Here is a 26,777-nt window from a genome sequence, read left to right as displayed (position 1 = left end):
ATGTTCGGTTTTGAGGCACTTTATTGATTCGCGAGCCGATAACCATGCCAACTCGTGCCAAGGCAACGGTTATATGCCTTTGCGCCCACGCAAAAAGCCGCCTACGCCAGACGGCGTATGACTTTACAGCCGCCTTGGAGTGCGATGTGCTGAACCACCCGGCACGATGAAAAGTTTTTTTCTATTTCTATTTCTCGGCGCGATCACGAGCGCCTTTGCGGGTCCGACGAATTCCATCTTGTTCGTCACGCAAGTTCCCATTCCCGCCGATTTTGCCACGATCGGTTCCACTTTCGGCAATCATCGGCCAACGGTAGATTCCTGCGGGCGCGGCGGCGACCTTTACATTCGTTATCCCGATGGCACGACAAAAAACCTGACGCGCGCGGCTGGCTACGGTCAATGGGGTGATCAATATCCCAACGGCATCGCCGTGCGCCAGCCATGTGTGCATTGGAGCGGGAAGAAGGCGGTGTTCAGCATGGTCGCGGGCGGGGTTGGCGCGTACAAATCATATTCCGCGCCGGACGCTTACTGGCAACTTTACGAAATCACGAATTTCACAGATCCAAATTCGATTCCCGTCATCATCAAGGTCCCGAATCAACCTGCGAATTTCAATAACGTCTCCCCCATTTACGGCAGCGACGATCAAATCATTTTCACCAGCGACCGTCCGCGCAACGGCGAAGCACAACTGTATCCGCAGCTCGACGAATACGAGGAGCAACCGACCGTCACGGGCCTTTGGAGCCTGCAACCCACGAATGGCATTTTGTTCATGCTCAATCACACTCCGAGCGGAGCGTTCTCACCGCTGCTTGACAGCGCCGGCCGCGTGGTATTCGTGCGTTGGGACCATCTGCAACGCGACCAGCAGGCCGACACGGATTTTCTCGAAGGCAAAATTGTTTACGGCACGTTCAACTGGAGCGATGAATCGTCGAACTCAGTCATCACTACCAATCAAACTGAAGTTTTTCCTGAGCCGCGCGATGTGCGCACCGACTTGCTTGCGGGCACTGGCCTTGCCGGAAATACCTTCAATCAATTTTTTCCTTGGGCGATCAATCAGGACGGCACCGATGAGGAAACTGTGAATCACGTGGGCCGCCACGAACTCGGCGGCAGTTATATCTCGGCGGCTTACACCAACGATCCCAACCTTTACGACAAATACGATTTCAGCACGGATTATAATACCAACCGCATCGAGGACTTCCTGCAAATTCGCGAAGACCCGCGCATGCCAGGACTTTTCTACGGCATTGACGCGCCAGAATTCACCACGCACAGCGGCGGACAATTAATCTCGCTGACCGGCGCGACGAATATCAACGCCTACTACATGCGCATCAATTATCTCACGCCGCGCTCAACGGAAGGCTCCACCGCCACTCCCGGAAATGTCCCTGCCGACGACACCGGTTTTTATCGCAATCCATTGATGACTACGGACGGTTACATGATCGCGGCGCACACAGCAAATGTATTCACCGAGACCGAAGACCCCGATCCCTTATATCCTTCGACCGCGTATGATTTTCGTTTGAAATTTTTGGTGTTTACCAATGGCTTCTATGTTCCTGGCGCGCCCTTGACCAGCGGTCTCACCAACCAGGCCGTGTATTGGAATCCGAATCTCTACGCCTACATAACCCAAAACCATTTGCTGTGGGAACTCGATCCAGTGGAAGTCTATGCCCGTCCGCGACCGGTTCCGTTCAGCGTGCCGATTCCCGGTCCCGAACTCGCCGCGTTTGCCGCCGCGAAGGTGGACATCGCCACGTTTCAAAAATATCTGATCACGCATCAACTGGCGCTCATCGTCAGTCGCGATGTCACCACGCGCGACCAGGCCGACCATCAACAGCCGTATAATTTGAACATCGCGGGCACGAGCCACACGACCGCCAGTGTTCCTGGAAAAATTTACGACATCGCGTGGCTGCAATTATTCCAGGCGGATCAACTGCGCAGTTTCAATTACGGCGATCCCGGCAATCCTGGCAATGGTCGTCGCGTGCTGGCGCAGTATCTCCACGATCCCGGCGTTGATAATCCCGCTACCGCTACCGCGCCCATCGCGAGCGTGCAACTCGGCCCCGATGGCTCTTCCGCCGCGATCGTTCCTGCGCGCCGCGCGATGACGTGGCAGCTTGCGGATACTAACGGCGTTGGCGTGGTGCGCGAACGCTACTGGCTGACCTTCGCGCCGGGTGAGATCCGCAGTTGCACCAGTTGTCACGGCATCAACGAAGCCGATCAAATTCAGCAACCCGCGCCGACCAACACGCCGCTCGCGCTCATCGAATTCCTCAATTATTGGAAGTCCAACGCCACCGTGCAAGCGGCGATTACTAGCAGCAATGGCTTGTCATATTTCCAAATCAGCTTCGTGCGCCGCCCGGCGGAAACCGGCGTCACGTACCATGTGCAAGCCTCGACAAACATGAGCGCATGGTCAGACATCGCGACCTACACGGGAACCAACATCGTGCTCGCGGCATCGGCAAAAGAAATTTCCCGCAGCGGTTCGCCGAACGAAACCGTCGTCATTCGCGATACGTCCGGCATGGCTGGCCAGCGCGCCCATTATCTCCGCGTAAATGTGACGCGACCGTAAGCTCTTATCACAAAAATATAGAACGCGTAATCCGACAGACCGCTTTTCAATCGCCACTCTCGCTGCTATAGTGCAGCGTGCTCATTCGTCCTGAACTTGAACCGGCTTCATCGTGCAAGCCGACGCTTTCGTCATTTCTTGTAAGCAGAACCTTGCTGAAAGGCAGCTCGCCGGAGGTGGTGTCATGATTCGCCGTTATTGCTGGATAGTCTGCATCACGTTTATCTGGCTGGCGATATTTCCCGCTTCGGCGGCCTTGGAACGTATCTCCCATTTCGACAGCCAGATTACCGTCCAATCGAATGCCACGTTGCTGGTCACGGAGACGATTGATGTCACCGCCGACGGGCAGCAGATGAAGCACGGCATCTACCGCGATTTTCCGCAACTTTACCACGGCAAGTTCGGCCTGCGCGTGCGCACTCGTTTCGACGTGCTCAACGTGGAACGCGACGGGAAACCGGAGCCGTACCATCTCGAAAAGCGCGACAACGGCGTGCGCGTTTATATCGGTTCCGCGACGGCGCTGCTGCCGTCCGGCCAGCATTCTTATCGCATCACTTACAAGACCGGTCGTCAGTTGGGTTTCTTTGATACGCACGACGAACTTTATTGGAACGTCACCGGCAACGCCTGGTCATTTCCCATTGATCTGGCCACCGCCACAGTGACCTTGCCCACCGGCGCGATGCCGCACGATCTTATCGCCTATACCGGCGCACAGGGCAGTCGCGCGACCAATTATTCTGTGGAAATGATCAACGGTAATGCACACTTTGAAACCACTCGCCGGCTCAATGTTCATGAAGGCCTCACCATTGTTGTTGAATGGCCGAAAGGTTTTGTCGTCGCTCCCACCATCCAGACCAAGGGGATGGCGCTGATGTCGGATAATCAAGGCCTCACTCTCGCTACGATTTGTTTCTTTTTCCTTCTGCTTTATTATATCGCGGCGTGGATGATGGTGGGCCGCGATCTCGCCCACGGCATCATCATGGCCAGGTCTTCACCGCCTGAAAAATTTTCTCCCGCCGCTGTCCGTTATCTGGTGCGCATGGGTTTTGACGATAAGGCTTTTGCTGCCGCGATCCTTAATCTCGCTGTCAAGGGCAAGATCACCATCCGCGAAGAGGCGCGCAAACAATATATCCTCACGCGTACGGATGCCGATTATGACGACCTGCTGCCCGAGGAAAAAACGCTGCTGCAAAATCTGCTCGACCGCGGACGTCCTCTGCGCCTCATACAAGCGCATTATTCCACCCTCCAGAACGCGCGCAAAGAATTGCAACGCCAGTTAAAACAATCGGAGGAGGAAATTTACTTCAAACGCAACTGGCGTTATTGGCTGCCGGGATTAATTTTTTCCGTCGTGCCCGTGATCATTTCGTTGATGGACGCCAGCGACATCGCGACTGCGCTGTTCATGTTCGTCTGGCTCACGCCGTGGACGGCAGTCGTGACACTGCTTATCTCCCAGGTCCTCAGTTCCACGCGCCGTGGCTACGGCATAAAGAGTTTGCCACTCGCCTTGTTCTCCTTGCCCTTCCTCGCGGGCGAGGTTTTGGGCATCTGGTTTTTGGTGCATAGCACTTCGATTTGGGTCGTGGCGATTTTCGTTTGCAGCATCTCGCTCAATGGAATTTTTTATCACCTCATGAAGGCGCCCACGCTCGCCGGACGAAAAATCCTCGATCAGATCGAGGGCTTCAAATTATTCCTCAGCGGCGCGGAGAAGGATCGGTTGAACGTGGAAAATCCGCCGGACCAAACCCCGGCATTATTCGAGAAGTTTTTGCCTTATGCGCTCGCACTCGGCATCGAGCAAAAATGGTCGGAACAATTCGCGCAAATTTTGAAAGAGGCAACCATCGGCCCGCGTGGCGCAAGTTATATGCCCTTGTGGTATCAGGGGGCTGCGTGGAGTGCGCTGGACGTGGCCGCGTTTGGCACTTCTCTCGGCACGACTTTCTCAAGCACGATCGCGTCGGCGGCGACTGCACCCGGTGAAAGCTCCGGCGGAAGCAGTGGTGGGAGCGGTGGCGGTGGTTCGTCAGGTGGTGGAGGTGGCGGTGGCGGCGGTGGCGGATGGTAAAATAGCGCTGCCTTTTTCCGGGCCGAGAATTGTCCGTTTGTTTGATTATTTTGCGCTCGACGGTTCCCGCCCTTCCGTTAAGCTCGCCTAGACCAACAACCACTTCTTTCTATGAAAAAACTAATTCCATTTGCCGCGATATTGTTAGCCGCCGGAACACTCCTTGCCGCCGATGCTTCCAAGGATGATCTCTCGAACGCGATCAAGAAACTTGCCGCTTCAGACAATTATAGCTGGACAACCTCGACTGACGGTGGCCGCTTCACTTCCTCGACCGAAGGCAAAGCCGAAAAGATGGGTTACACCACGCTCGACATTACGATGGGAGACAATGTCAACCACGCCGTTTTGAAAGATGGCAAGGGCGCAATCAAAACGGATGGCGATTGGCAATCGGTTGCCGATGCCGCGAAGGATGACGGCGGGGGCGGATTTAGCCCAGGCCGTTTCTTTGCCTTGACCATGCAGAATTACAAAGCTCCGGCTGCTGATGCCGAAAGCCTGCTCGCGAAAACTCAGGACATCAAAATGGCCGACGGAGCTTATTCCGCTGATTTGACCGAGGATGGTGCGAAGGAACGCCTGACCTTTCGCCGCGGCGGCGGCAACGGCCCCGAAGTGAGTAATGCCAAGGGCTCAGTGAAATTTTGGGTCAAGGACGGTATGCTCTCCAAATACCAACTGACGACATCCGGCCATATCGAGTTCAACGGCAATGGCCGCGACATCAACCGCACGATGACTGTGGAAATCAAAGACATTGGCAAAACCAAGGTCGAAGTGCCGGATGACGCCAAGAAGAAAATTTCCAGTTAATGCGATGGCCGTTTAAAACGGCAAATTTCGCAACACGCTTTGGGGGCAAAATTATTTTTTGCCCCCATTTTCTTTCCATATAAATAATTCCCCCAAGCCGCCCGTTATCAGGTAAATTACTTGTGATCGTATAGATTTAATGACAACGAAACTATTTTCCGAATTGGGCATTTCGCCGGAGTTGCTGAAAGCCATTGATAAACTGGGCTTTGAACAGGCGTCGCCGATTCAGGCAGAAGCGATTCCCGTGCTCTTGCAGGGACGCGATGTCGTCGGGCAATCGCGCACGGGCTCTGGCAAAACTGCGGCTTTCGCCGTACCCGCGATTGAAAAAGTGGATCCGCAGTTGCGTGCGGTGCAGATGGTCATTCTCTGCCCCACGCGCGAACTCGCCGTGCAGGTCTCCGAGGAAGTGCATAAGCTCGCGTTGTTCAAGCGCGGCATTCACGCGCTGCCGATTTATGGCGGCCAATCTTACGAGCGCCAATTTCTCGGGCTCAAGCAAGGCGCGCAGATCGTCATCGGCACGCCGGGCCGCGTGATGGATCACATGCGCCGCGGAACCTTGCGGCTTGAGAAGGTCAAGATGGTGATCCTCGATGAAGCCGACGTCATGCTCGACATGGGTTTCCGCGAGGACATCGAATTCATTTTGCAGGCGGTCCCCAAGGAGCGGCAGACGGTTTTTTTCTCGGCGACGATGCCGCGCCCAATCCAGGAGTTGATCCAAAAATATTCGCGCGATCCCCAGAATGTGCGCATCGAACAAACCGCGCTGACGGTCCCGACGGTCGAGCAGATTTACTACGAGGTGGATCGCCGTTATAAAATCGAACTGCTCACGCGGCTGATTGATATTCACGATCTCAAACTCGGCATCATTTTTTGCAATACCAAGCGCATGGTGGATGATCTCGTGGATCATTTGAATGCGCAGGGTTATTCCGCCGACCGCCTGCACGGCGACATGAGCCAGGCCATGCGCGATCGCGTGATGAATAAATTTCGCAAGTCCGGTCTCGAATTTCTCGTCGCCACCGACGTCGCGGCGCGGGGCATTGACGTGGACGATGTGCAGGTGGTTTTTAATTACGATTTGCCCTACGACGTGGAGGATTATCTTCATCGCATCGGGCGCACCGGCCGCGCGGGCCGCAGCGGACGGGCGATTTCCTTCGCCGCGGGCCGCGAGCTTTTTCAAATTTACAACATCGAGCGCTACACGAAGGTGAAGATGCATCACGGGCGTCCGCCAACGCAAAACGAAGTGGACGAGGCGCGCGCAAATGTGTTTCTGGAAAAACTGCGCGGCACCTTGCAGAGCGGCGAATATAAGCGCCAGGATCATTTGATCGAACGCCTGCTCGAAGAAGGTTTCACGAGCACCGACATCGCATCGGCGTTGCTGCATCAATTACAAGCTGGCGAGGGCGTTGCTGCCGCGAAAACAGTGCGCACCGAAACTTCTTTCCGCGACGAACGTCCTGAGCGTTCTGACCGCCGTTCCGCTCCTCGTGATTCTCGTTCCGCGCCGCGCGACTCCGCGCCCACTCGCAAGCCCTGGCGAACTGCGGATGAAAACGCACCGCGTCCCACGCCTGCACCGCGCATTGAACGCCCCATTCTACCAGCGCCACGGCCGCCTGTTTCTCCTCGCGTAGTCACGGCTCCAAAGCCTATTGCCACGGATGATCCAGTTAAAGCTGTGCCTCAAGCTCCTTCAACGCCAAAGCCCACCGCGCCAACTCCACGGCCATTGCCTTTCCCCGATCGCCGCCCCGCGCAAATCGCTCTGCGCCCATCTGCGCCGCCGCCAAAAATAAGCCGTCGCACGCCCGAAACTCAGACGCGCCTTTACATGAATATCGGCGAAGAAATGGATGTGAAACCCGGTGATGTTGTCGGCGCGATTCTCGGTGAGACTGGCTTGCCAGCCGCGGTCGTCGGCACGGTGGATATTCGTGAACGGCATTTGTTTGTGGACGTCGCCTCCGAACACGCCAACGGAATCATCTCCAAGCTGAATCGCACGCGCATCAAGAACCACAAGCTGAAGGTCAAGGTCGCGTAGGACTCAACGCGCGTGGCGCGAAGCGCGTTCCACGCTCTTCATAAATTTCCCGACCATCGCCGCATCCACGGCGTTGGTCCAATGTCCGCCGCGCTTAAAAGCGGAGCCGACAATAAACGCATCCGCGGACGGCAAAAATTTTTCGATGTTCGCCGCGTCCATGCCGGAGCCGAGCACAACCGGGATTTCGCAATGCGACTTCGCTTCCTCAACATCGGTGGACTCAGGCGCGCGGCCCGTCACCGGCCCCGTGACGATCAAGGCATCGGCACGCATGAACTCAGCGGCATGCGCGGTTTCACCCAGTGAAATATCGGCAGTAATGGCGTGGGAAGAATGTTTCTTTTTGATGTCCGCCCAGACCTGCACTTTTTCCGCGCCAATTTTTTTGCGGTAACGCAACAACTCTGCCGCGCACGAATCAATGATGCCTTCGTCCGCGACGTGCGCGAACGCAAAACCTTCCACGCGCACCCAATCCAGTCCCGCCGCATGCGCCACCGCCATCGCCTCGCAATTCGCCGCCGCCAAAATTTGAATGCCCGTCACGCCGTTGAATTCCTCTTTCACCGCCTGCCCGACAATGCTCATCGCCGCGACAATCTCCGGCCCCACACCGTCGCGCAGATACGGAACATCATGCATATTTTCCAGCGCCACGCCGTCAAGGCCCGCCTCGCGATAAATCCGCGCCTCGCGCACCGCATCAGCAATGATTTTTGCGAGTGATAATTTATTCGCTGGCGTGCCAGGTAATGCCCCGACATGAATCATGCCGATGATGGGTTTCGTTCGTGGAAAAAGCCGCAATTTCATAGTGCGATTTTATGCCGCCAGAAAAATTTTGGAAACGCAAATCACGTCAGCCTCGTCCTGCCGATTCCGCCTCATCCGCCTGCCGCGCAATCTCATTTTCGACGAGCGCACAAATCGAAGCGACTCGCGCAAGCAAACGATGATAAAGCCTGAACAAATTTTCCACGTGGCTTCTGCCTTCACGCAACGTCAGTTCGCGCGGTTCCACGTGATATTCCTTATTGCGCAAAAATTCGCCGATCATCACGTGACCCGTTTCATGCTCGAAGGGATAACGTATCTGCGCCGTGATTTCCTGAATGGCATTCACGCGTTCCTGGGTCTCCATGCAGATATTTTCAAGAATCATCGCGGCGTTGTCGGCCGCGGGCTGTGTCTGCGAATACGCGAGCAACATCTTCAAAGTCACGCACAACGCCCGTAATTCCTGCAACGGTCGAAAAACATTTTCCAATCGCGACAGCACATGGATCATCTCGCGCGCTTCGTCCTGAAGTTTTACAGCCTCAGGAATCCGCGCCGCCATCCAGGGCAGCGGGAGTAATTGAACCGCATTCAGCAAGCGTAAACGTCCTGCCATCTCAAAAATTTCCAATTCTTTGCCGGCCTTTTCCATTTCAAGACGCATCTCAGTCTGCGCGGCATCGGTGTCGCCGTCACTCAATCCAAAATCTGCCGGCTCAACTTGAAACCCTGCCGCAATCAATTCCGAGGCGCACGCAGATCGTTCGAGCATTTGAGTTGCGAGCGTGAAAGTTGAAAGCGCGGCGCGGGCTTGCGGCAACGATTCGTTCATCAGCCGCTGGCAGGCAACAATTTCTTCCCGCAAAATTTCCTGCGGACGGCAAATCAGCGATTTATTTTCGACCAATACCTGCGGGCGCAAATCGGTCGCGACGCCAATAAAATGCCGCACGATGTTTGCTTGGTCCGCATCGTAATCATGTTCGATGTAAACCGGATTTTTCTCGTGTGATACCAGTGATTCCGATGAAAACGCCGCACCAATCAAGTCGCGATAGAAAAAAAGCGTGAGACACCGAGACAGTTCGCGATAGTTGCCAAAAAGATTTCTCGCGGGCGCAGTTGCCTCGAGCACGCCCGCTTCGTTCGCCTCTCGGGCGCGCCGCGTGCGCTCGGCATCGGACGGATGCCGGTCGAACAATCCGGTTTGGCGGCGAAAAACTCGCGCGTAATGGACCTCCTGCGTGTCGGCGGAAATTTCATCGGCGCGGCTCACGATAAAATCCGGGATGCGATCAAAAAGTTTTTGCTCCTTTCTCCATTTTGCGATCATTTGTTTCTGCGCCGTCGCTAGTCCGAGATTTAATTGCTGCAAGCGCAAGGTCGTGCTGATGAAATTTTTGCTGCCGGAAATTTTCAATTCGTATTGATCGGCGTCGAACTCCATTTGCCGCGACAAAAGCGAACTAAACAAATTCCCCGTGACCAGCAGGAGCCAAAGCACACCGCGGCCAACCGCAATTCCGGCGCGCAACACGCTAAGAAAAATGACCAGCGACAGCCGCTGATTTTCGTCCTCGCATTTTTCGCGCAGGTATAAATCCCAATCGTCCGGCTCATAAACCGCGTCGTAAAACCAGCGATTGATTTGCTGGATAAAAAAATCCGCGCGCATGGTTTTGCCGCGCGAGAGATGGCCGTACTCATGCGCAATCACGCCCGCGAGTTGCTGGCAATTCAACCCCGCCACCAGCGGCAATCCGATGGATAGCACTACATCGTTGTTGAACATGCGGCGTGTCGTGCCACGCAAACCCACGCTGGCATTGACGCTGCAATTCACCTCCACGCGGCTCGGCAGCGGCGCGTGCAAGACCTGGCAAATCCAGCGAATCAAGTCGAACAACTCTGGCGCGTCTTCTTCGGTGAGCGGAAACATTTCCGGATCAGCGCGGCGCGGCGCAAAAAATGGTTTGATGAGCAACAGTGTCAGAAGAATTCCGCCGACAAGCGGGACCGCGTAAAAAGGAAAAAGTCCAATGACTTCGAATCGCAAACTACCCTCCGTCAAAACGTGATAATAGTGAACGGCGAAATAAAGAACGCCCAATCCCACCGCCGCCGCGAAGGCGAAATAAATCAGTGGCAACAAAACCATCGCCGCGCAAACCACCAGCACCGTGAGGCGATAGACCGGTGAGATGCGTGGAAGCTTGATGATGCATTCCGCCGATTGTGAATCGGAATCCGGGGCGGGATTATTTTCAGGCGAAGCGTCCATGATGGTCAGCGCGGCAACGGCTACAACTGTAGTCTGCGCTTTTTACAACCGCTCGTCAAGTCCGAGCAGCCCTTCATAACCGTCGCGATGCCCACCCTCAAATCTTCACTTTGAATTCCTCACCACTCTTGAGCGAACGCGCAAACGCCGCGAGCAACTCGGGAATTTTTTCCAGGTCTTTCAAACTCACCAACTCCACCGGCGAATGCATGTAACGATTCGGCAGGCTGATCAGCGCGCTCGGAATGCCGCCGCGCGTCCAAAAAATCACATCCGTATCCGTGCCGCTCGTGGAAGACATCGCTTCGTGTTGCAGCGGAATTTTTTTGGCCTTCGCGAGTTGTTCGAGACGGCGCACCACCTCGACGTGATTGCAACCACCGTGCGTCACCGTCGGGCCTTCGCCGATTTTTGTGTTGCCATGTTGCGCCTTGTTCACGGTCGGATAATCCGTCGCGTGCGTGACATCCACGACCAGCGCGACATCCGGTTTCAGCGAATACGCAATCTGCCGCGCGCCCAGCAACCCGACCTCCTCCTGAATATTCGACACCGCGCAAACTTCCGCCTCGAGCTTGGCGTCACTCAACAAACGCAGCGTCTCCGCGACCGCGAACGTCCCAATGCGATTGTCAAACGCGCGCGCCACCGCCAGATCATTGCGCAACAACTCAAACTCATCGTTCAACGTGATCGGGTCGCCGATGCGCACCAACTTCTCCGCGTCCTTGCGGCTGCTCACGCCGATATCAATAAAAATTTCGTGTATCTTCGGAACCTTATGCGCGTCGTCATGCTTGCTGAGATGCGGCGCGACGTTGCCGACCACCCCGCGCACCGCTCCGTCGCGGGTATGAATGGTGACGCGCTGGGCCTTCGTGATCGCGGCATCCACGCCCCCCATTTTGCGAACATAAATGAAACCCTCGCCATCAATGAAATTCACCGCCATCGCGATTTCATCCGCGTGCGCGGCGAGCATCAATCGTGGCGAACCACCCTTGTTCAAAACCGCCACGCAATTCCCGTAAGCATCGGAATAAGTCGTGTCGGCGTATTGCTTGGCGTAATCCAGCCACACCCGTTGGCCGCGCGATTCGTGGCCCGTCGGGCTCGGCGTATTCACCAACCTCTCCAAAAATTTCAATGAACTATCACGCATGCCAAATTATGGCAGCACGCCCGCGAAAGTTCCAAGGTCAAACTTCCGCGGCTACTTTTGGACCAAAACTTCCGCGATCTGCACCGCGTTCAACGCCGCCCCCTTCAGCAACTGGTCCCCGGCCACCCAAAAGCAAAGCCCATTGTCCAGCGCGCAATCCACACGGATGCGTCCCACCTGGCAATTATATTTTTCCGCCACATACAGCGGCAGCGGATACTCTTTCTTCTCCGGCGCATCCACCAGGTCCAGTCCCGGCGCCTTGCCCAGCACCTCGCGCGCCGCCGCCACCGTCACCGGCCTCTCGAACTCCGCGCTCACCGCCACCGAATGCGCCCGATACACCGGCACCCGCACACACGTCACACTCGCGCGAAACGCCGGGTGATGCATGATCTTGCGGCCCTCATTTTCCATCTTCATTTCCTCCTTCGTGTAACCCGAAGGCAAAAACGAGTCCACATGCGGCAACACATTGAACGCGATCTGATGCGGATAAACCTCTTTCGTCACCGGCTTGCCCGAGACGACTTCGCCCACTTGACGCTCCAATTCCTCAATCGCCTTCGCGCCCGTGCCCGACACCGCCTGGTAACTCGACGCAAAAATCCGCTTCACCCCAAACGCCTGATGCAATGGATACAGCGCCATCAACGTGATCGCCGTTGTGCAATTCGGATTCGCGATGATCCCCTGATGCTTGCTCACATCCGCCGCATTGATCTCCGGAACCACCAGCGGGACATTTGACTCCATGCGAAACGCACTCGAATTATCCACCACCACGCAACCGGCCTTCACCGCCAGCGGCGCAAACTCCTTCGAAATCCCTCCCCCCGCGCTGAATAACGCGATATCAATTCCCTTGAACGAATCCGCCGTCAACTCCGTCACCGTGACATCATGACCGCGGAACTTGAGCTTTTTGCCCACCGACCGGGCCGAAGCCAGCAAAGTCAGTTTCCCCACCGGAAAATTTCGCTTCTCCAGTGTCTTGATCATTTCGATGCCTACGGCTCCCGTCGCACCGACCACAGCAACATGCGGATGACTATTCATAAATAGAGCCAATCATTATATCCACCAAACCCAACGTGTCAACGGGCGCGCAACCACCCTCCAAAATGGGAGGGTGAGCGTACCCGCGAGCCGTAACCTGTTTAGCGCAACAAAACCTCCCATGCGGTGCCGCTCCGCCGTCTGAAGTCCCGCAGGGACGGAAGATCTTAGCCCAGCAATTTATTGCTGGGGTTTTGTCCGCATCCATCCCAAGTCCCGCCCGGGACGAAAGAATCTCCCAAATACAAAACCTGCGCCGTGTCCAAAACATCCACAAAACCCACCACTTAACCCCCGACTTCAGCCGCTGAAAATCCGCACCCCTCAAAAAACCCATCCCGAGCAACGCGAGGCGAGCCCATTCCTTGGAACCAACTTCCAGGAACCTCATCCCCACGCACATCATCCTCATAAAATTTTTCATTATTCCTATTCCTCTCCTCATAAAAATTTATCCGCACTTATCCGCACTGACGCGCTCCGACCCGCTCTTGGCCGCCTCCTCCTCCGCGCTCTCCGGCAAAAGCAATCCCATGACCGCCTCGCCAAACATCCGCTTCCGAATCAAGTTGATCCGCTTGTTTTCCGAATACTCATCCTCGGCCTCCTTTTGGATCTTCTCAAACTCGATCATCTCCGCCAAAATTTTGTCCGCCTCTTTCGTTGCGTCGTGCTGCCAGCGCTCCCGCTGAAAAGCCAACCGTTCCCGCCTCACCTCCTGCGCCGACTGCTGCACCTTCAGCCGCTCGCGACGCGTCCGGTTCGCCTCCGCCTGCAACCATAATTTACCCATCAACCCCGCATCGCCAATCCCCTCATCCCGCAACCGCTCAAAAAACCCTCGCGCCAACAGCCTCGAATTCGCCTCCAGCCACGCCCCTTCCGCCACCGGCACCTGGCACACCTCGCCCGCCTCGCGACTCGATTCCATCAACTCCACCAACAACCTCGCCTGCGCGCGCTGCTTATAAAACCGCTTCAAACCCCACACCGACCCCGCAAATCCCAGTTCCGCCTTCGCCCGCCCCAGCGCCTCCTCAAAACTCAAATGTTCCTCAAACAACCACTCCTCCAAAATTTTTTGTTGCGCATTCGTCAGCCGGCTCCAACTCGCATCCGACCGTGTTTTCCTCAATCCAGTATTCAATATATTACTATTCATGCCCGCAAGTATCTCACGCTTCCGGGGAATTGTGTAACTCTCCATAGGTTTGACAAACCCAAACCAGAACGACCCCCCTTTTTTTCAAACAGCCGTTTGAAACGCCTGTCAAAATCCCTCCCAAACCCATCGCGCGGCAGGTCGGAGTTGCGCTCCGCTGTCCCCATTTTCCAAAAAAACAACTCCCCCATCCACCCTCCGAGAACCTCGAAGCAGGTTCTGCCTACAAAGCCCAACGGTTGCGCCGTCCCACGGCGCTACCTTGGGTCACCCGCCAAAATTCCCCCACCATATAGAGCGCAGCGAGTCGCGCCCCAAGGCGCGTTACCGCCTATTCCCATCAATTACTGAAACTATTTTTCCTTGTTGATGAAATTATGGCCGGGAAATTAGTCTTATTGCGTTCATTGACCAAAGCACATGAATCCACTGCCCTCGACATCTACTGACCAGGAATTGATTGCGCGTATTGATCGTTGGGCATGTCTTCTCGAAATCGAAGCCTATTCCGAAGCATTTCAATTCATTGATCACCCCCCGGAAACAGTCTGGACACCTGAATTGATTCAGAAAGTAATTGAGAATTATGGCCACGCTTCACCAACTCAGCGGGTAACTCTCAAAGGTAAACCAACTGACATCAAACAGAGAAAGACGGTAACACGGTGGCCAATAAATCCGCGCAGGTGTATTGGCGAAGTATGGTACGATTTGAATATTGACGGTCTGGCCTCGGACCTAACAGCGACGTTTTGGATAATTTTGACGCAAGAGGGCATCATCCTCCATTTGGATAATATTCATGTCATGTAAATATTCAAAATAGATTAACGCTCAAGCAAACAACCATATAGAGCGCAGCGAGTCGCGCCCCAAGGCGCGTTACCACCCACTCCTCTCTTACTCTTCATTGGCGCATCCCCGCCTGCCGCTTAATCACCGCCGCCGCCTCCTTCGCCGCTTTGCCCACATCGGGTGCTCGCGCCGCTGACGGCAGGAAAACGCTCCACGAGGAAGTCCCAACTGGGCCGGCAGTCGAAATCGCGTTCCCGCTCCCGCCTGCCGGAGTGCTCGTCGGCTCTATTCGGCCCAATTCCTCCAATGCCGGAACCGCTGAAATCGCGTCCTTGCCAAAATTCTGCAACGCCCGCGCGGCATGACCCCGAACACTCGGATCTGGGTCTTTTAAACACCGGATCAATACCGGAACCACCACCTCAGGCTCCACGCCGATTTTTCCCAACGCATAAATCGCATCCATGCGAACGATGAAATTCGTGTGCGCCGTCATCCGCACCAGCGTCGGAATTGCCGCCGCCGCTGCCGGCCCGATTCTCACGAGAATACCCGGAACCACCGTCTGACAAAACGGCGAGCCATCCTGATTGAGCATCACCACCAGTTGCGGCACGGCATTGCTCGCCCATGGCCCCGCCGAAGTCAGCGCTGCCTCCGCTTTCCAATTCAGATTTTCCGAAAACAGTCGAGTCGGCAAGAACGGCAGCCTTGCTAAAACCGCCCGCACCTGCCGCTTCACTGGCGAGTCCTGCCATTGCAACGCCCGCAATAAACACGGAATCGCATCAGCCCCCATATGCTGAAATGCTATATTGGCTTCTGCCCACGTCGGCGGAGCTAGCCCCTTGCCCGTGGAAACCGAATTGCCGGAGATCCTATACCCTTCCAGCCAATAAGACACTGGCTTCCCCTCATAAACCGGCTCCCTCCTACGCCCGCTCCACACCCCCCACGCCACCGCCGTTACCACAACGACGCCCACGATCACCGCCAAAAATCGCCGCCCTTTCCACATGCCGCCAGAATGATTTAATTCCCTCGCCATAACGAGAACTTTTCTGACCCACATTGGTTGCACAAGACGCAACTGTCGCTGCTCCCCGTCAGTCCCGGAGGGACGAAAGATCTTAGCCCAGCCATTTATGGCTGGGTTTGTGCCCGTTGCAAATCAAGTCCCGCAGGGACGAAAGAAATTCCCATCTGGAATCGCCGCTCACCCACTCGCCCAACGCTTCTCATTAACCCACAACTTCAGTTGGGGGAAAAACCTAAACGCGCGCAAGAAACGGTTTTCAACCGTTTCGCGGATTTGCCATCGCTGGCGTTCCCGGTCCGTACGGGAGCGACATGCAGATGCCTCCACTCCCGCACTTGACGCCTCCGCTCCATCCTGAAAACAATCCTTCGTGCCACCGTTGCAACCACCCGATACCCATCACCTCTCCGCCGCCACCGGCTGGATCGAACTTGGGAACGCCGCTGAAGCCCACGCCGAACTCGCGCACATCACCCCCTCGCTCCAATCCCACCCCGACGTCCTCGAAGTCCGCTGGCAAATCCTCGCCAAAGAAAAAAACTGGGAAGCCTGCGTGGACCTCGCCAACGGCATGGTCCTCGACGACTTCAACAACTCCTTCGGCTGGATCCATCGTTCCTACGCCCTCCACGAACTCAAGCGCACCCAGGAAGCCTTCGACCACCTCGAAACCGCCGTCGCCCTTTTCCCCAATAGCTGGCACGTCCGCTACAACCTCGCCTGCTACTGCTGCCAGCTAAAACGCCTCCCCGAAGCCCAGAAATGGCTCGCAGAATCCCTGAAACTCGGCGACGCCAAAGCCATCAAACAAATGGCCGCCGAAGACCCCGACCTCGAACCCCTGCGAGCAATCATTGAAAAATGAAAACCCTTCGCGCCATTCTCGGCTGCGTATTCGCTAACGCGCTGCTGGTGGTAATATTCACCATCATCTATTACGGCGAAGGTCATTTAGACAAACACTCCATCGAAAGAATTGATCAGGTGCTGATGTCTTGGGGCTGGCTGCTTGCATTTTTCCTCGCCACATTTTTCTCGCTGCGAAAAACCCTCTCGAAATGGAAAGTCACCGCCGCTTCAGTCCTCTGCGCTATGATTCTTATAATGATTCAATGGCTGACTTTAGGAATACTGTTCGATCCCATGTTCTAACCCTAAAAATCCATCCGCCAAATTTTCCGTGTTTGTTCCGTGTTCCATCCGTGGCCAATTTCCTTCCCCCAGTGGCCGTCCGCAAGGACCTCTGCGCCTCTGCGCCTCTGCGCCTCTGCGTCAAATCGCATTCTACCAACGCGCACAAATTAAATTGCGTGATTGCCCCACCGCTTCCGCCGTGCTATGACATACCCAATAATTATCAAACCAAAATGAGCACCCATCTCCAAGTCCTCAAGACCTACAAGCTCTACATTGGCGGCGCCTTCGTCCGCAGCGAGAGCGGTCGTTACCTCTCCGCCAAGTCCCCCGCCGGTGAACACCTCGATAATTACTCCCACGCCTCCCGCAAAGACCTGCGCGATGCCGTCACCGCCGCCCGTGGCGCGTTCGATGGCTGGGCCAAACGCACCGCCTACCTCCGCGGCCAAATCCTCTACCGCGCCGCCGAGATGCTCCAAAACCGCGCCGATGAACTCACCCACGAAATCATCCGCTCCACCGGCACCGGCCCCGCCAAAGTCCGCGCCGGCGTCAACGTCGCCATAGACCGCCTCGTCTATTACGCCGGCTGGACCGATAAATATTCCCAGGTCTTCGGCTCCGTGAACCCCGTTGCCTCCTCCCATTTTAATTTCACCACCCCCGAGCCCACTGGCGTCGTCGCCGTCGTCGCGCCCGATGAACCGCCCCTGGTTGCCCTCGTCTCCGTCATCGCGCCCGCCATCCTCAGCGGAAACACCTGCGTCGTCATCGCCTCCGAAAAACATCCCCTCACCGCCCTCACCTTCGCCGAAATTCTCGCCACCAGCGACCTCCCCGGCGGAGTCGTCAACCTCCTCGCCGGCAAACGCGCCGAACTCGCCCCGCACCTCGCCACCCACATGGACATCAACGCCATTGTGGACGCCTCCGGCGACACCGCCCTCGGCGCGACTCTGCAAGCCGGCTCCGCCAAAAATCTAAAGCGCTACACCGCCACCAAACTTTCCTTCGCCGACTGGTTCACCGCCAAAGCCGAAGACCCCTACAAAATCCTCGACACCATCGAATACAAAACCGCCTGGCACCCCATCGGCGTATAAAACTTTAATCTAGGGAGGGCGAGCGTACCCGCGAGCCGTAACTCAATCTGTCTAAAGCGCACCTTCACCCAACCACCATGGTAGGACAGCGCTGCCGCTCCGTCGTCCGAAGTCCCGCAGGGACGACCGATCTTAGCCCAGCAATTCATTGCTGGGTTGAAATCCCATCAATCCGAGTCCCGGCAGGGACGAAAGAAATCCCTGCACGAAACCAGCGCCCACATTCACCCACCGCTTCTCATTAACCCCCGTGCTTCAGCCGGGGGAAAATTCATCCGCCAAAAAAAATCTATCCCGAGCATAGCGAGGCGAGCCCATTCCCTGGAACCATCCTCGCCAAATCTCAATGGCGAAATGGCAAACGTCCAGCACGCCGCCCTCCTTTCCCGTTGAACGACCGCGCCCGCATTTGTATCGTCTGGAAAAATGTCCGTGCCGCCCGCCAATCCTTCCCCCATCGCTTCGCCGCTGGAACGCCCATTGCGGCACGTGCGCGGCGTCGGCTCGGACCGCGAGGCGCAACTCGCCCGCCTGGACCTGCTCACCGTCGGCGATCTTTTTCTGCACCGCCCGCGGCGTTACGAAGACCGCCGCCATTTTCGCGCCATCAGTGAATTGCAACCCGAGGAAGCCGCCACGACCCGCGGAAAAATCATCGCCCTCGGCCTCAAGCGATTTCGCGGCGGCCAAAAATCAGTTTTCGAAATCATAGTGGATGACGGCTCCGCGCGGTTGCATTGCCGCTGGTGGAACCTGCCGTTCATGCAAAATTATTTTGCCGTCGGCGACGAGCTTTTCATCTTCGGCAAACTGAAACCCGGTAAGCCCCGCACGATGGACCATCCCGAAACGGAAATCATCGAGGACGGCGATGAAAGCGCCATTCACATCAATCGCATCGCGCCGATTTATCCGCTGACCGAAGGCTTGCCGCAACGCTGGCTGCGCGCCCTGATCTGGCGCGCGCTCCATCTGTTCGAGGGGCACATCACCGAACCGTGGCCCGCGCTAGCGCTCAACGATTTTCCCGCGCGCGCCAATGCCATTCGCATGCTGCATTTTCCCGAGGCGCTGGACGACATGGAAATGGCCCGGCGTCGGCTCGCCTTGGATGAATTTATCGTGCTTCAAAGCGACATCCGTGCGCGCCGAAAAAAATTCGAAGCCAAGGCGAAAGGTTTGCCGTGCGCGGGAAATAACCAGTTGATCCGCCCCTTTCTCGCGAAACTTGGATTTCACCTGACCGATGCGCAAACCCGCGTGCTGCGCGAGTTGCGCCACGACCTCGGCGGCCCTCATCCCATGCGGCGATTGCTGCAAGGCGACGTCGGCTCGGGCAAAACCGCCGTCGCCGCGTGCAGCGCCTTGATGGCTCTGGAAAGCGGTTACAATGTCGCGCTCATGGCGCCGACGGAAATTCTCGCGGCGCAACATTTCCAGACCTTCACGCGCTGGTTCGAGCCGCTCGGGATTGACGTGCAGTTGCAAACCGGCAGCCGCAAGACCGAACGCGCCTCGCTGCTCGCGAAAAATTCTCGCGGCATTCTGACCATCGGCACGCACGCCCTGATCGAATCCGGTTTCGCGATGGAACGCCTCGGCCTCGTCATCATTGACGAGCAGCATAAATTCGGCGTGACGCAGCGCGAACAGTTTGTTCGCAAGGGAAATTATCCGCATCTGCTGGTGATGACTGCGACCCCTATTCCGCGCACGCTCGGGCTCACGCTCTACGGCGAGCTGGATGTCTCCGTGATTGACGAACTGCCGAAAGGCCGCGGGCAAATCAAGACCTTCGTGCGCGCCGCGGACAAGCTGCCGAAAGTCTGGGCCTTCGCGCGCGAAAAGCTCGCGGCGGGACGGCAGGCGTACGTCGTCTATCCGCGCATCGAGGAAACCGGCGCAGCGGGTCTGAAGGCGGTGACGAAAGAATTCGAGCACTTGAAAAAACTGTTCGCGCCGCATGCGGTGGGACTGTTGCATGGCCGTCTCGCTAGTGCGGAAAAAGAACGCGTGATGGCGGGCTTTCGCAATGGCGAAATAAAAGTCCTGCTCGCGACGCCGCTGATTGAGGTCGGCGTGGACGTGCCGAATGCCACCATCATGGTCATCGAGAACGCCGAGCAATTCGGCCTCGCCCAACTTCATCAACTGCGCGGACGCATCGGCCGCGGTGCGCACGATTCGACCTGCATCCTCGTGGCGAACGCGAAGAACGCCGAGGCCCGCCAGCGTTTGGCCGTGCTGGAAGAAACGATGGATGGTTTTCGCATTGCCGAGGCGGATTTGAAATTACGCGGCCCCGGCGAATTGCTCGGCCAACAGCAAAGCGGCATGCCCTCGTTCCGTTTTGGCGATCTCGTGAAGGATTTTGAGTTGATCAAGCTCGCCCGGGATTTGGCGACGAAACTCCAGTCTTGATTAGCCAGCGCGAGTTTTGGGCACACCTCATTTTCTACAACTTTTGGAAAGTGCGAAAAGGACATGGCCCTTTTATGCCGCTCTTCTCGAGCTTGGTTATAAATGGTTCATTCTATAAACCTGGCTCTCTCAGCGAAGTTCGAAAGCCTGAAACCTTCCCCTCGCGCCTGTTTGAAGCTCCGCTAGGAGCGCCATGTTTATAATAGCGTTCCCCTAATCCTCAAGCTCCATAGGAGCGGCACAAACCAAAATCCACCCCTTCCACCCCGCATAAGATTAGGCCTTCTCCAATTTTTTCCCTGGAAAAATTTTGCATTCAAGAAAGCCGTGCTAGGATGCGAATATGAAGAAGATTACTATCCTACTCTCGTTAATGGTCACTGGAATCGTCCTGGCTGGCTGCGATCAAAACGCCCCCAGCAACAGCACCGTTCCTCCAGTCAACACCAATTCGGCGCCGCCAGCGGCGACGAACACCATGCCGCCTTCGACTAATCAATAGTCGGCGCTTGGATAATCTGCCGCCGGTGATATATTACGGGCATGAGAACGCCCGTTTATATCACCGTGCTTGCGGTCGCGTTGGTGGCCGGCTGCGGCAAATCCAGCCAGTCAACTTCTTCAACGCCATCCAGTTCAGGAAGCAGCGGTGTCAGTCCCCTGAGCGCACCCGCCGATTACGTCGGCGCCATGGCCAATGGCCAGCAGCGAGCGCTCAAGGTCGTGGACCTCGCCTCGCTCAATCAGGCCGTCCAGATGTATAATGCGACCGAAGGACATTACCCCAAAGATTTGAACGAATTGATCGAACAAAAATTGATCGTGAGAATTCCCGACGTGCCCAACGGCATGAAATTGGATTACGACCCCACGACCGGCAAAGTCACGATGGTCAGCGAATAATCATTTTTCAATTCCGCGCCCGGTTTGTAGCCGTTACGATTTCGTGACGGCTTTTTTTGTTCTCGCCAAACCCGCCTTTCCGCGTTAGAACGCATCGCCTTTAAACGGCATGAACGAACAAATTGTCATCCTCGATTTCGGTTCCCAATACACCCAGGTCATCGCGCGCCGCATCCGCGAGTGCAATGTCTATTCCATCATCCTGCGCTACGACACGCCCGCGGCGGAAATCGCCGCATTGCGCCCCAGCGGATTGATCCTGTCTGGCGGCCCATCGAGCGTTTATGCTAAGGACGCTCCCCTGCCCGATAAAAATATTTTTCAACTCGGCGTGCCCATTCTCGGGATTTGTTTCGGCATCCAACTGCTCGCGCAATATCTCGGCGGCAAAGTCGAGAAAGGCCTCAAGCGCGAATACGGCAAAGGCACGTTGCAGGTGAAGGACAGCTTTTGCCCGCTCTTCGCGAATCTTCCCGAGAAGTTGCAGGTGTGGAATTCCCACGCTGATAAACTCACCAAAGTCCCCGCCGGATTCAAGTCCGTCGCGGTGACGGAAAATTCGCCCTACGCCGCCATCGAAAATCGCGCGGCAAAAATTTTCGGCCTGCAATTTCATCCCGAAGTCGCCCACACGCCGCAGGGTAAAAAGATCATCGCCAATTTCGTCCATAATATTTGCGGCTGCGGCAAAAACTGGACGATGCACAATTACATTGATCAGGCGGTGGCCGCGATTCGCACCCAGGTCGGCGACGAGCGCGTGATCCTCGGCTTGAGCGGCGGGGTGGATTCGAGCGTCGCCGCCGCGCTCTTGCACAAGGCCATCGGCGATCAACTCACCTGCATCTTCGTCAACAACGGCCTGTTGCGCGGACGCGAGGCGGGCGTCGTGCAGGAAGTTTTCAGTCGGCATTTCAAGATCCGCTTGCAGTACGAGGATGCCTCGAAACTTTTCCTGAATCGTCTCAAGGGCGTGACCGATCCAGAACGCAAACGCAAAATTATCGGCCGCACTTTCATCGAGGTTTTTCAGGCCGCCACCAAGCGCGCGGGCAAGGCGAAGTTTCTCGCGCAAGGCACGCTCTACCCCGATGTGATTGAATCGGTTCCCATCGCGGGCAATCCCGCCGCCATGATCAAGAGCCATCATAACGTCGGCGGCTTGCCCAAAAAAATGAAATTTCAACTGGTCGAACCGTTGAAATGTTTGTTCAAGGACGAAGTGCGCGAACTCGGATTGGAATTGGGCTTGCCGCGCGAGATCGTTTTACGCCAGCCGTTCCCCGGACCGGGTTTGGCCGTGCGCATCCTCGGCGAAGTCACCGAGCGGCGTTGCGATATTTTGCGCGAGGCCGACACCATCGTCGTCGAGGAAATGAAATCGAGCGGGTGGTATTACAAGATTTGGCAAAGCTTCGCGGTGCTGCTGCCGGTGAAAAGCGTCGGCGTCATGGGTGACGAACGCACTTATGAATACACCATCGCGTTGCGCGCGGTGGAATCGCAGGACGGCATGACGGCGGATTGGGTAAAGCTTCCGTACGACGTGCTCGAAAAAGTTTCCAGCCGCATCACGAATGAAGTCAAAGGCGTCAACCGCGTGTGCTTCGACATCACGAGCAAGCCGCCGGGAACGATTGAGTGGGAATAACCTCGCTCACTTCTGCACGATTTGGCCGTCTGCGAGATGGACGACTTTTGGCGCGCGACCGGCAAGTTTGGAATCGTGAGTGGCAATGACGAGCGTCGTGTTGTGTTCCGTGCGCAAAGCACAGAGCAAATCCATGATTTCACCGCCGGTTTGCGAATCGAGATTCCCGGTCGGCTCATCGGCAAGAATCAATTCGGGTGAATTAATCATCGCCCGCGCAATCGCGACCCGTTGCTGTTCGCCGCCGGAAAGCTCAGTGGGCCGATGCTCCATGCGATCCTTCAATCCCACGCGGGCAAGCAATTCGCGCGCGCGCGCTTCCGTCGCGGAAGCCGAAGTGCGAGCCATGCGCGCGGGCAGGCAGACGTTTTCCAAGGCATCGAGTTCGGGCAAGAGATGATACGCCTGAAAAATAAAACCGACTTTCAAGTTGCGCAAGCGCGCGAGCGCCGTTGTGGAAAGCTTGGCGAGATTTTTTCCATCGAACCAGACTTCACCCACATTCGGCGAATCAAGTCCGCCCAACAGATGCAACAGCGTGCTCTTGCCCGTGCCGGATGCACCGCGCAGCGCGAGAAAATCCCCGCGCGCGATGGTCAAACTGACCCCGCGCAAAACTTCGAGCGAGCGCGGGCCCATTTCATAGCGCTTATGGAGATTGCGCGCGTCGAGCATGGCGTTGGCGGGTTCGTTACTCATGGCGCAAGGCTTCGACGGGCTTGAGACGGCTGGCGTTCCATACGGGAAAAGCGGAGGCGAGCAGGCAGATGATCAGCGAACCGCCGCAGATGATGGCGATGTCGCCGGGAACGATTTGCGCCGGCAATTCGCTGAACTGATAAATCTTCGCGGGAAATAATTCGATGCCCGTAAGGTTGCGCATGAGATGAAGAAACGGATTGCGATACGTGATCGCCAGCATCCCCGCGCCCGTCCCAATGAGCACCCCCATGATGCTCACCATCAAACTCTGGCTGAGAAAAATCCAGATGACCTGCCGGTTGCTCGCGCCCAGCGCCTTGAGCACCCCGATCTCCCGCGTCTTGAGTACCACAAAAGTCGTCAGGGTGCACGTGATACCAAAAGCCGCGACGATCACGATAAAAAATAAAATATAGAGCATCACGTTTTTTTCCACGAGCACGGCGGACATGCCGGAATTTTCATTCTCCCACGAACGGATCGCGTAATTCGGGCCAAGCGCTTTTTCAAATTGCATCGCCACTTTATTCGCGTCGTAAGGATCGTGCAGCATGACCATGACGGCCTGCACATCGTCGCCGAGGTCGAACAAATCCTGGGCGTTGCCGAGCGACGTGATGACGACGGTGGAATTATATTCGTAGAAGCCAGTGTTGAAAATACCCCGCACTTCATAATCGGTTGGCGGAACCACTTCAGACTGATTATTGGTGCGCGTATCGAGCATCTTTTGAAGATCGCCCGGCGAAAGAATCGCGACGTGATCACCGACACTCAGGTAATAATTCGCCGCCAAATCTTCACCCACCAGCAAACCGTGGCCACTCAAATCAAGATTGCCGGAAATGATATTCGACGTGATGAGATTCAGATTCGTTTCCGCGCGCGGATCAATGCCGCGCAGAAACGGCGCCGAGATCAGCGAACGCCCCGCATCCGGCTCGGTGCGCAACATCACTTGAGACGAGACGAACGGCGAAGAAGCTTTCACGCGCGGATTGGCATTCACGATTTGCATCACGAGCGCGGCGTTGGTCATCGGAACCTGGCGGCCTTCAGCCGGATTGATCTGAAGGATCGTGAGATGCGCGTTGAACCCAAAAATCTTTTCACGCAAGTCGCGGTCAAACCCGCTCATGACGCTGATGACGATGATCAGCACGGCGACCCCCAGCGTCACGCCCAGCACCGAAATCAAAGTAATGACGGAAACGAACGTGCGTTTGGGCCGCAAGTACCGCAGGGCCAGCAAGATTTCAAACGGCAAACGCGACATGGCAGGAGGCTAAACGCCATTCCCAAAGGTGTCAACGGATGGAGGAGTTTGCCGGGATTGAAAATTATCGCTGAAGAAGGAAGGGAATTTCAGTTTTCCTCTTGCATTTTCACGGCGATTTTCTACGGTTCGTTTTGATGGTTACCATCTTCAAAACAACCTCCGGATTCTTTCGCTTTTTCGCCTTTATCGCGTTGCTCCTGATGGCCACGCTGAGTTCCGCTTCGGCGGCGGAAACCAATACCAACACCCCGGCGGATGCCGCGTCCAGCATCGCCGCCAACCAGGATTCGCTGCGCTCGTTGCTCCAAGTGCAGGAGCAACTGCACAACACCCAACTGGCCATCGAAAAAAATCGCCAGGAAGCCGAGGCCGAAGCCACCCGGAATTCCCTCGTGCTCGAAGAGCGATTCAGTGTGATGGAAAAATCGCTCGCGGCGCAACGCATCGAGGAATTGAAAGGCATCGAGCATTCCGACCGCATGGTGCTGATCGCGGCGGGGATTTTTGCGGGCATCGGCTTTTTGGTTTTGCTGATGGCCGCATTTTTGCAGTGGACGGCGGTGAACCGCCTGACCCTCGCCGCGGCGAGCATTTCGGGCGCCTATTCCAAAGGCGGATTGGGCCTGGGCGAAAGCCAAGTCATCTCGTCCTCCGTGCTCGAACAATCCACCAATAAATTTTTGGACGTCATTGGCCGCTTGGAACAGCGCGTGCAGGAATTGGAAACGTCCACCAAACCAGCCGCGGCGTTGCCGGAGAATTCCGTCAACCATGACGAAGTAAAAAAACTCGCGCTCACCGAACCGAGCGAGGAAATGCCGCCGGTCCCCGTGTCGGGCAAAACCGATTCCATTTCCCTGCTGCTCAATAAATGCCAGACGCTCCTCAAGCTGGACAAACCCGACGAGGCCTTGGATTGCCTCAATCAGGCGCTGGCGATGGACCCCGGCAATGCGGACGCCCTCCTCAAAAAAGGCGCGGCGCTCGAACGCCTTCAGCGTTTCGCGGAAGCGATCGAATGCTACGATCGCGCCATCGCGCAGGACAATTCGATGACGATGGCCTATCTCTACAAAGGCGGCGTGTTCAACCGCATGGAGCGCTACAGCGAAGCGTTGGAATGTTACGAACAGGCCTTGAAGACGCGCCAAAAAGGCCACGCGGCCAACGTCATCATGGAATGACGCTTACCAGAGAAACGATTTTTGCTCGCTGAGAAGTTTGTCCCCGTCCCACAAAGTCACGCGCCACGCCGTGACCTCGCCCAGGGCCTTGTATTTATCCTCGCCCAATTTGATATAGGCCCAGTGGCTGAACCAATGATGCTGGTGAACTTCCATTTCGATGGAACTTTCCTTGGGCAAATCCTTTTCGGGCGTCCCGCGCATTTCGACGCGAAGTTTCAACACTTCCGTCGCCGGCGCATTCGCCTTCCACTGGATGGCGAAACGTATTCCCGAACGCAATTTCGGATTCTTCCGCAAAATCGCCTGGTAGGCATCGCGGTCGTAAAGGCTCGGCGTGATCGCTTCGCGTCCCTGAAGGTCGAGAAATTGCGGCAGCACCTTGAGCACGCGTCCATCCGCGGCGTTCGCGGTTGAACCGAGCACGAGCATCGAGCAGCAGACTACGAGGAACCAGCGCATGAGCCAAAGGTAGCGGGGGCGGAGCCAAACTCAATACGGATTTTAACTG

General features: G+C 56.2%; 22 protein-coding genes. 13 read left to right on the top strand and 9 right to left on the bottom strand.

Annotation, left to right across the window (positions count from 1 at the left end):
• Positions 1-166 precede the first annotated feature (166 nt).
• From VH413_09460 to VH413_09445, 4 genes are all read left to right on the top strand, one after another.
• The gene (locus VH413_09460) at positions 167-2,626 is read left to right on the top strand and encodes a hypothetical protein (GenBank protein HEX3798917.1); all 2,460 of its coding nucleotides are present in this window, start codon (positions 167-169) and stop codon (positions 2,624-2,626) included.
• 184 nt (positions 2,627-2,810) lie between these two features.
• Entirely contained in the window at positions 2,811-4,721 is a 1,911-nt protein-coding gene (locus VH413_09455; GenBank protein HEX3798916.1) for a DUF2207 domain-containing protein, read from the top strand.
• Between the two features lie 111 nt (positions 4,722-4,832).
• Positions 4,833-5,537, top strand: coding sequence for a hypothetical protein (locus tag VH413_09450; GenBank protein ID HEX3798915.1), 705 nt, complete (start codon positions 4,833-4,835; stop codon positions 5,535-5,537).
• Positions 5,538-5,676: 139 nt separating this feature from the next.
• On the top strand, positions 5,677-7,608 hold the full coding sequence (locus VH413_09445; GenBank protein HEX3798914.1) for a DEAD/DEAH box helicase: 1,932 nt from the start codon (positions 5,677-5,679) through the stop codon (positions 7,606-7,608).
• A 3-nt stretch (positions 7,609-7,611) separates the two neighbouring features.
• On the opposite strand, the gene VH413_09440 is transcribed toward VH413_09445, so the two are convergent.
• The 5 genes from VH413_09440 to VH413_09420 form a co-directional block, all read right to left on the bottom strand.
• Complete coding sequence (locus VH413_09440; protein ID HEX3798913.1) at positions 7,612-8,424, bottom strand: BtpA/SgcQ family protein; 813 nt, start codon at positions 8,422-8,424, stop codon at positions 7,612-7,614.
• Positions 8,425-8,470: 46 nt separating this feature from the next.
• Positions 8,471-10,669 carry a M48 family metalloprotease gene (locus tag VH413_09435; protein ID HEX3798912.1) on the bottom strand — a complete coding sequence of 733 codons (2,199 nt, stop codon included), beginning with the start codon at positions 10,667-10,669 and terminating at the stop codon, positions 8,471-8,473.
• Between the two features lie 97 nt (positions 10,670-10,766).
• Positions 10,767-11,831: a M42 family metallopeptidase gene (locus VH413_09430; protein ID HEX3798911.1), complete on the bottom strand. Its 1,065-nt coding sequence runs from the start codon at positions 11,829-11,831 to the stop codon at positions 10,767-10,769.
• A 51-nt stretch (positions 11,832-11,882) separates the two neighbouring features.
• A complete protein-coding gene (locus VH413_09425) occupies positions 11,883-12,890 on the bottom strand; it encodes an aspartate-semialdehyde dehydrogenase (GenBank protein HEX3798910.1) in 1,008 nt (335 codons plus the stop codon).
• A 451-nt stretch (positions 12,891-13,341) separates the two neighbouring features.
• The gene (locus VH413_09420) at positions 13,342-14,052 is read right to left on the bottom strand and encodes a hypothetical protein (GenBank protein HEX3798909.1); all 711 of its coding nucleotides are present in this window, start codon (positions 14,050-14,052) and stop codon (positions 13,342-13,344) included.
• A 420-nt stretch (positions 14,053-14,472) separates the two neighbouring features.
• On the opposite strand from VH413_09420, the gene VH413_09415 reads away from it, so the two are divergent.
• Positions 14,473-14,865, top strand: a complete 393-nt coding sequence (locus VH413_09415; protein ID HEX3798908.1) for a hypothetical protein — start codon at positions 14,473-14,475, stop codon at positions 14,863-14,865.
• 94 nt (positions 14,866-14,959) lie between these two features.
• Here VH413_09415 and VH413_09410 read toward each other — a convergent pair whose 3' ends face one another.
• Positions 14,960-15,895 carry a HEAT repeat domain-containing protein gene (locus tag VH413_09410; GenBank protein HEX3798907.1) on the bottom strand — a complete coding sequence of 312 codons (936 nt, stop codon included), beginning with the start codon at positions 15,893-15,895 and terminating at the stop codon, positions 14,960-14,962.
• 361 nt (positions 15,896-16,256) lie between these two features.
• Here VH413_09410 and VH413_09405 point away from each other — a divergent pair, with 361 nt between their 5' ends.
• The 7 genes from VH413_09405 to guaA all read left to right on the top strand — a co-directional run bounded on the left by VH413_09405 (position 16,257) and on the right by guaA (position 23,101).
• Positions 16,257-16,751, top strand: a complete 495-nt coding sequence (locus tag VH413_09405; GenBank protein ID HEX3798906.1) for a tetratricopeptide repeat protein — start codon at positions 16,257-16,259, stop codon at positions 16,749-16,751.
• Positions 16,748-17,038, top strand: coding sequence for a hypothetical protein (locus tag VH413_09400; GenBank protein ID HEX3798905.1), 291 nt, complete (start codon positions 16,748-16,750; stop codon positions 17,036-17,038). Before VH413_09405 ends, VH413_09400 begins: the two co-directional genes overlap by 4 nt.
• A gap of 215 nt (positions 17,039-17,253) precedes the next feature.
• Positions 17,254-18,126 carry an aldehyde dehydrogenase family protein gene (locus VH413_09395; GenBank protein ID HEX3798904.1) on the top strand — a complete coding sequence of 291 codons (873 nt, stop codon included), beginning with the start codon at positions 17,254-17,256 and terminating at the stop codon, positions 18,124-18,126.
• Between the two features lie 426 nt (positions 18,127-18,552).
• A complete protein-coding gene (gene recG / locus VH413_09390) occupies positions 18,553-20,547 on the top strand; it encodes an ATP-dependent DNA helicase RecG (protein HEX3798903.1) in 1,995 nt (664 codons plus the stop codon).
• Between the two features lie 343 nt (positions 20,548-20,890).
• On the top strand, positions 20,891-21,049 hold the full coding sequence (locus VH413_09385) for a hypothetical protein (protein ID HEX3798902.1): 159 nt from the start codon (positions 20,891-20,893) through the stop codon (positions 21,047-21,049).
• Between the two features lie 41 nt (positions 21,050-21,090).
• The gene (locus tag VH413_09380) at positions 21,091-21,450 is read left to right on the top strand and encodes a hypothetical protein (GenBank protein ID HEX3798901.1); all 360 of its coding nucleotides are present in this window, start codon (positions 21,091-21,093) and stop codon (positions 21,448-21,450) included.
• A gap of 109 nt (positions 21,451-21,559) precedes the next feature.
• A complete protein-coding gene (gene guaA, locus VH413_09375) occupies positions 21,560-23,101 on the top strand; it encodes a glutamine-hydrolyzing GMP synthase (GenBank protein HEX3798900.1) in 1,542 nt (513 codons plus the stop codon).
• 6 nt (positions 23,102-23,107) lie between these two features.
• Here the strand turns inward: guaA and VH413_09370 are convergent, their stop codons facing one another.
• Entirely contained in the window at positions 23,108-23,800 is a 693-nt protein-coding gene (locus VH413_09370; GenBank protein HEX3798899.1) for an ABC transporter ATP-binding protein, read from the bottom strand.
• Positions 23,793-25,079 carry an ABC transporter permease gene (locus tag VH413_09365; GenBank protein HEX3798898.1) on the bottom strand — a complete coding sequence of 429 codons (1,287 nt, stop codon included), beginning with the start codon at positions 25,077-25,079 and terminating at the stop codon, positions 23,793-23,795. Before VH413_09365 ends, VH413_09370 begins: the two co-directional genes overlap by 8 nt.
• 203 nt (positions 25,080-25,282) lie before the next feature.
• On the opposite strand from VH413_09365, the gene VH413_09360 reads away from it, so the two are divergent.
• Positions 25,283-26,266 (top strand): tetratricopeptide repeat protein, encoded by a 984-nt coding sequence (locus VH413_09360; protein HEX3798897.1) that lies wholly within the window; start codon positions 25,283-25,285, stop codon positions 26,264-26,266.
• A 3-nt stretch (positions 26,267-26,269) separates the two neighbouring features.
• Here VH413_09360 and VH413_09355 read toward each other — a convergent pair whose 3' ends face one another.
• Positions 26,270-26,728, bottom strand: coding sequence for a hypothetical protein (locus VH413_09355; GenBank protein HEX3798896.1), 459 nt, complete (start codon positions 26,726-26,728; stop codon positions 26,270-26,272).
• Between the last annotated feature and the right edge of the window lie 49 nt (positions 26,729-26,777).

This window comes from Verrucomicrobiia bacterium (genome assembly GCA_036268055.1).
Lineage (GTDB): Bacteria > Verrucomicrobiota > Verrucomicrobiia > Limisphaerales > Pedosphaeraceae > DATAUW01.
The sequence above is the reverse complement of the archived record's forward strand: the minus strand, read 5'-3'. Positions and strand labels throughout refer to the sequence as shown.

Excerpts from the sequence above, each read along its gene's own strand:
- VH413_09460 (HEX3798917.1), top strand. The coding sequence starts at position 167 with ATGAAAAGTTTTTTTCTATTTCTATTTCTCGGCGCGATCACGAGCGCC.
- VH413_09455 (HEX3798916.1), top strand. The coding sequence starts at position 2,811 with ATGATTCGCCGTTATTGCTGGATAGTCTGCATCACGTTTATCTGGCTG.
- VH413_09450 (HEX3798915.1), top strand. The coding sequence starts at position 4,833 with ATGAAAAAACTAATTCCATTTGCCGCGATATTGTTAGCCGCCGGAACA.
- VH413_09445 (HEX3798914.1), top strand. The coding sequence starts at position 5,677 with ATGACAACGAAACTATTTTCCGAATTGGGCATTTCGCCGGAGTTGCTG.
- VH413_09440 (HEX3798913.1), bottom strand. The coding sequence starts at position 8,424 with ATGAAATTGCGGCTTTTTCCACGAACGAAACCCATCATCGGCATGATT.
- VH413_09435 (HEX3798912.1), bottom strand. The coding sequence starts at position 10,669 with ATGGACGCTTCGCCTGAAAATAATCCCGCCCCGGATTCCGATTCACAA.
- VH413_09430 (HEX3798911.1), bottom strand. The coding sequence starts at position 11,831 with ATGCGTGATAGTTCATTGAAATTTTTGGAGAGGTTGGTGAATACGCCG.
- VH413_09425 (HEX3798910.1), bottom strand. The coding sequence starts at position 12,890 with ATGAATAGTCATCCGCATGTTGCTGTGGTCGGTGCGACGGGAGCCGTA.
- VH413_09420 (HEX3798909.1), bottom strand. The coding sequence starts at position 14,052 with ATGAATAGTAATATATTGAATACTGGATTGAGGAAAACACGGTCGGAT.
- VH413_09415 (HEX3798908.1), top strand. The coding sequence starts at position 14,473 with ATGAATCCACTGCCCTCGACATCTACTGACCAGGAATTGATTGCGCGT.
- VH413_09410 (HEX3798907.1), bottom strand. The coding sequence starts at position 15,895 with ATGGCGAGGGAATTAAATCATTCTGGCGGCATGTGGAAAGGGCGGCGA.
- VH413_09400 (HEX3798905.1), top strand. The coding sequence starts at position 16,748 with ATGAAAACCCTTCGCGCCATTCTCGGCTGCGTATTCGCTAACGCGCTG.
- VH413_09395 (HEX3798904.1), top strand. The coding sequence starts at position 17,254 with ATGAGCACCCATCTCCAAGTCCTCAAGACCTACAAGCTCTACATTGGC.
- recG (HEX3798903.1), top strand. The coding sequence starts at position 18,553 with ATGTCCGTGCCGCCCGCCAATCCTTCCCCCATCGCTTCGCCGCTGGAA.
- VH413_09385 (HEX3798902.1), top strand. The coding sequence starts at position 20,891 with ATGAAGAAGATTACTATCCTACTCTCGTTAATGGTCACTGGAATCGTC.
- VH413_09380 (HEX3798901.1), top strand. The coding sequence starts at position 21,091 with ATGAGAACGCCCGTTTATATCACCGTGCTTGCGGTCGCGTTGGTGGCC.
- guaA (HEX3798900.1), top strand. The coding sequence starts at position 21,560 with ATGAACGAACAAATTGTCATCCTCGATTTCGGTTCCCAATACACCCAG.
- VH413_09370 (HEX3798899.1), bottom strand. The coding sequence starts at position 23,800 with ATGAGTAACGAACCCGCCAACGCCATGCTCGACGCGCGCAATCTCCAT.
- VH413_09365 (HEX3798898.1), bottom strand. The coding sequence starts at position 25,079 with ATGTCGCGTTTGCCGTTTGAAATCTTGCTGGCCCTGCGGTACTTGCGG.
- VH413_09360 (HEX3798897.1), top strand. The coding sequence starts at position 25,283 with ATGGCCACGCTGAGTTCCGCTTCGGCGGCGGAAACCAATACCAACACC.
- VH413_09355 (HEX3798896.1), bottom strand. The coding sequence starts at position 26,728 with ATGCGCTGGTTCCTCGTAGTCTGCTGCTCGATGCTCGTGCTCGGTTCA.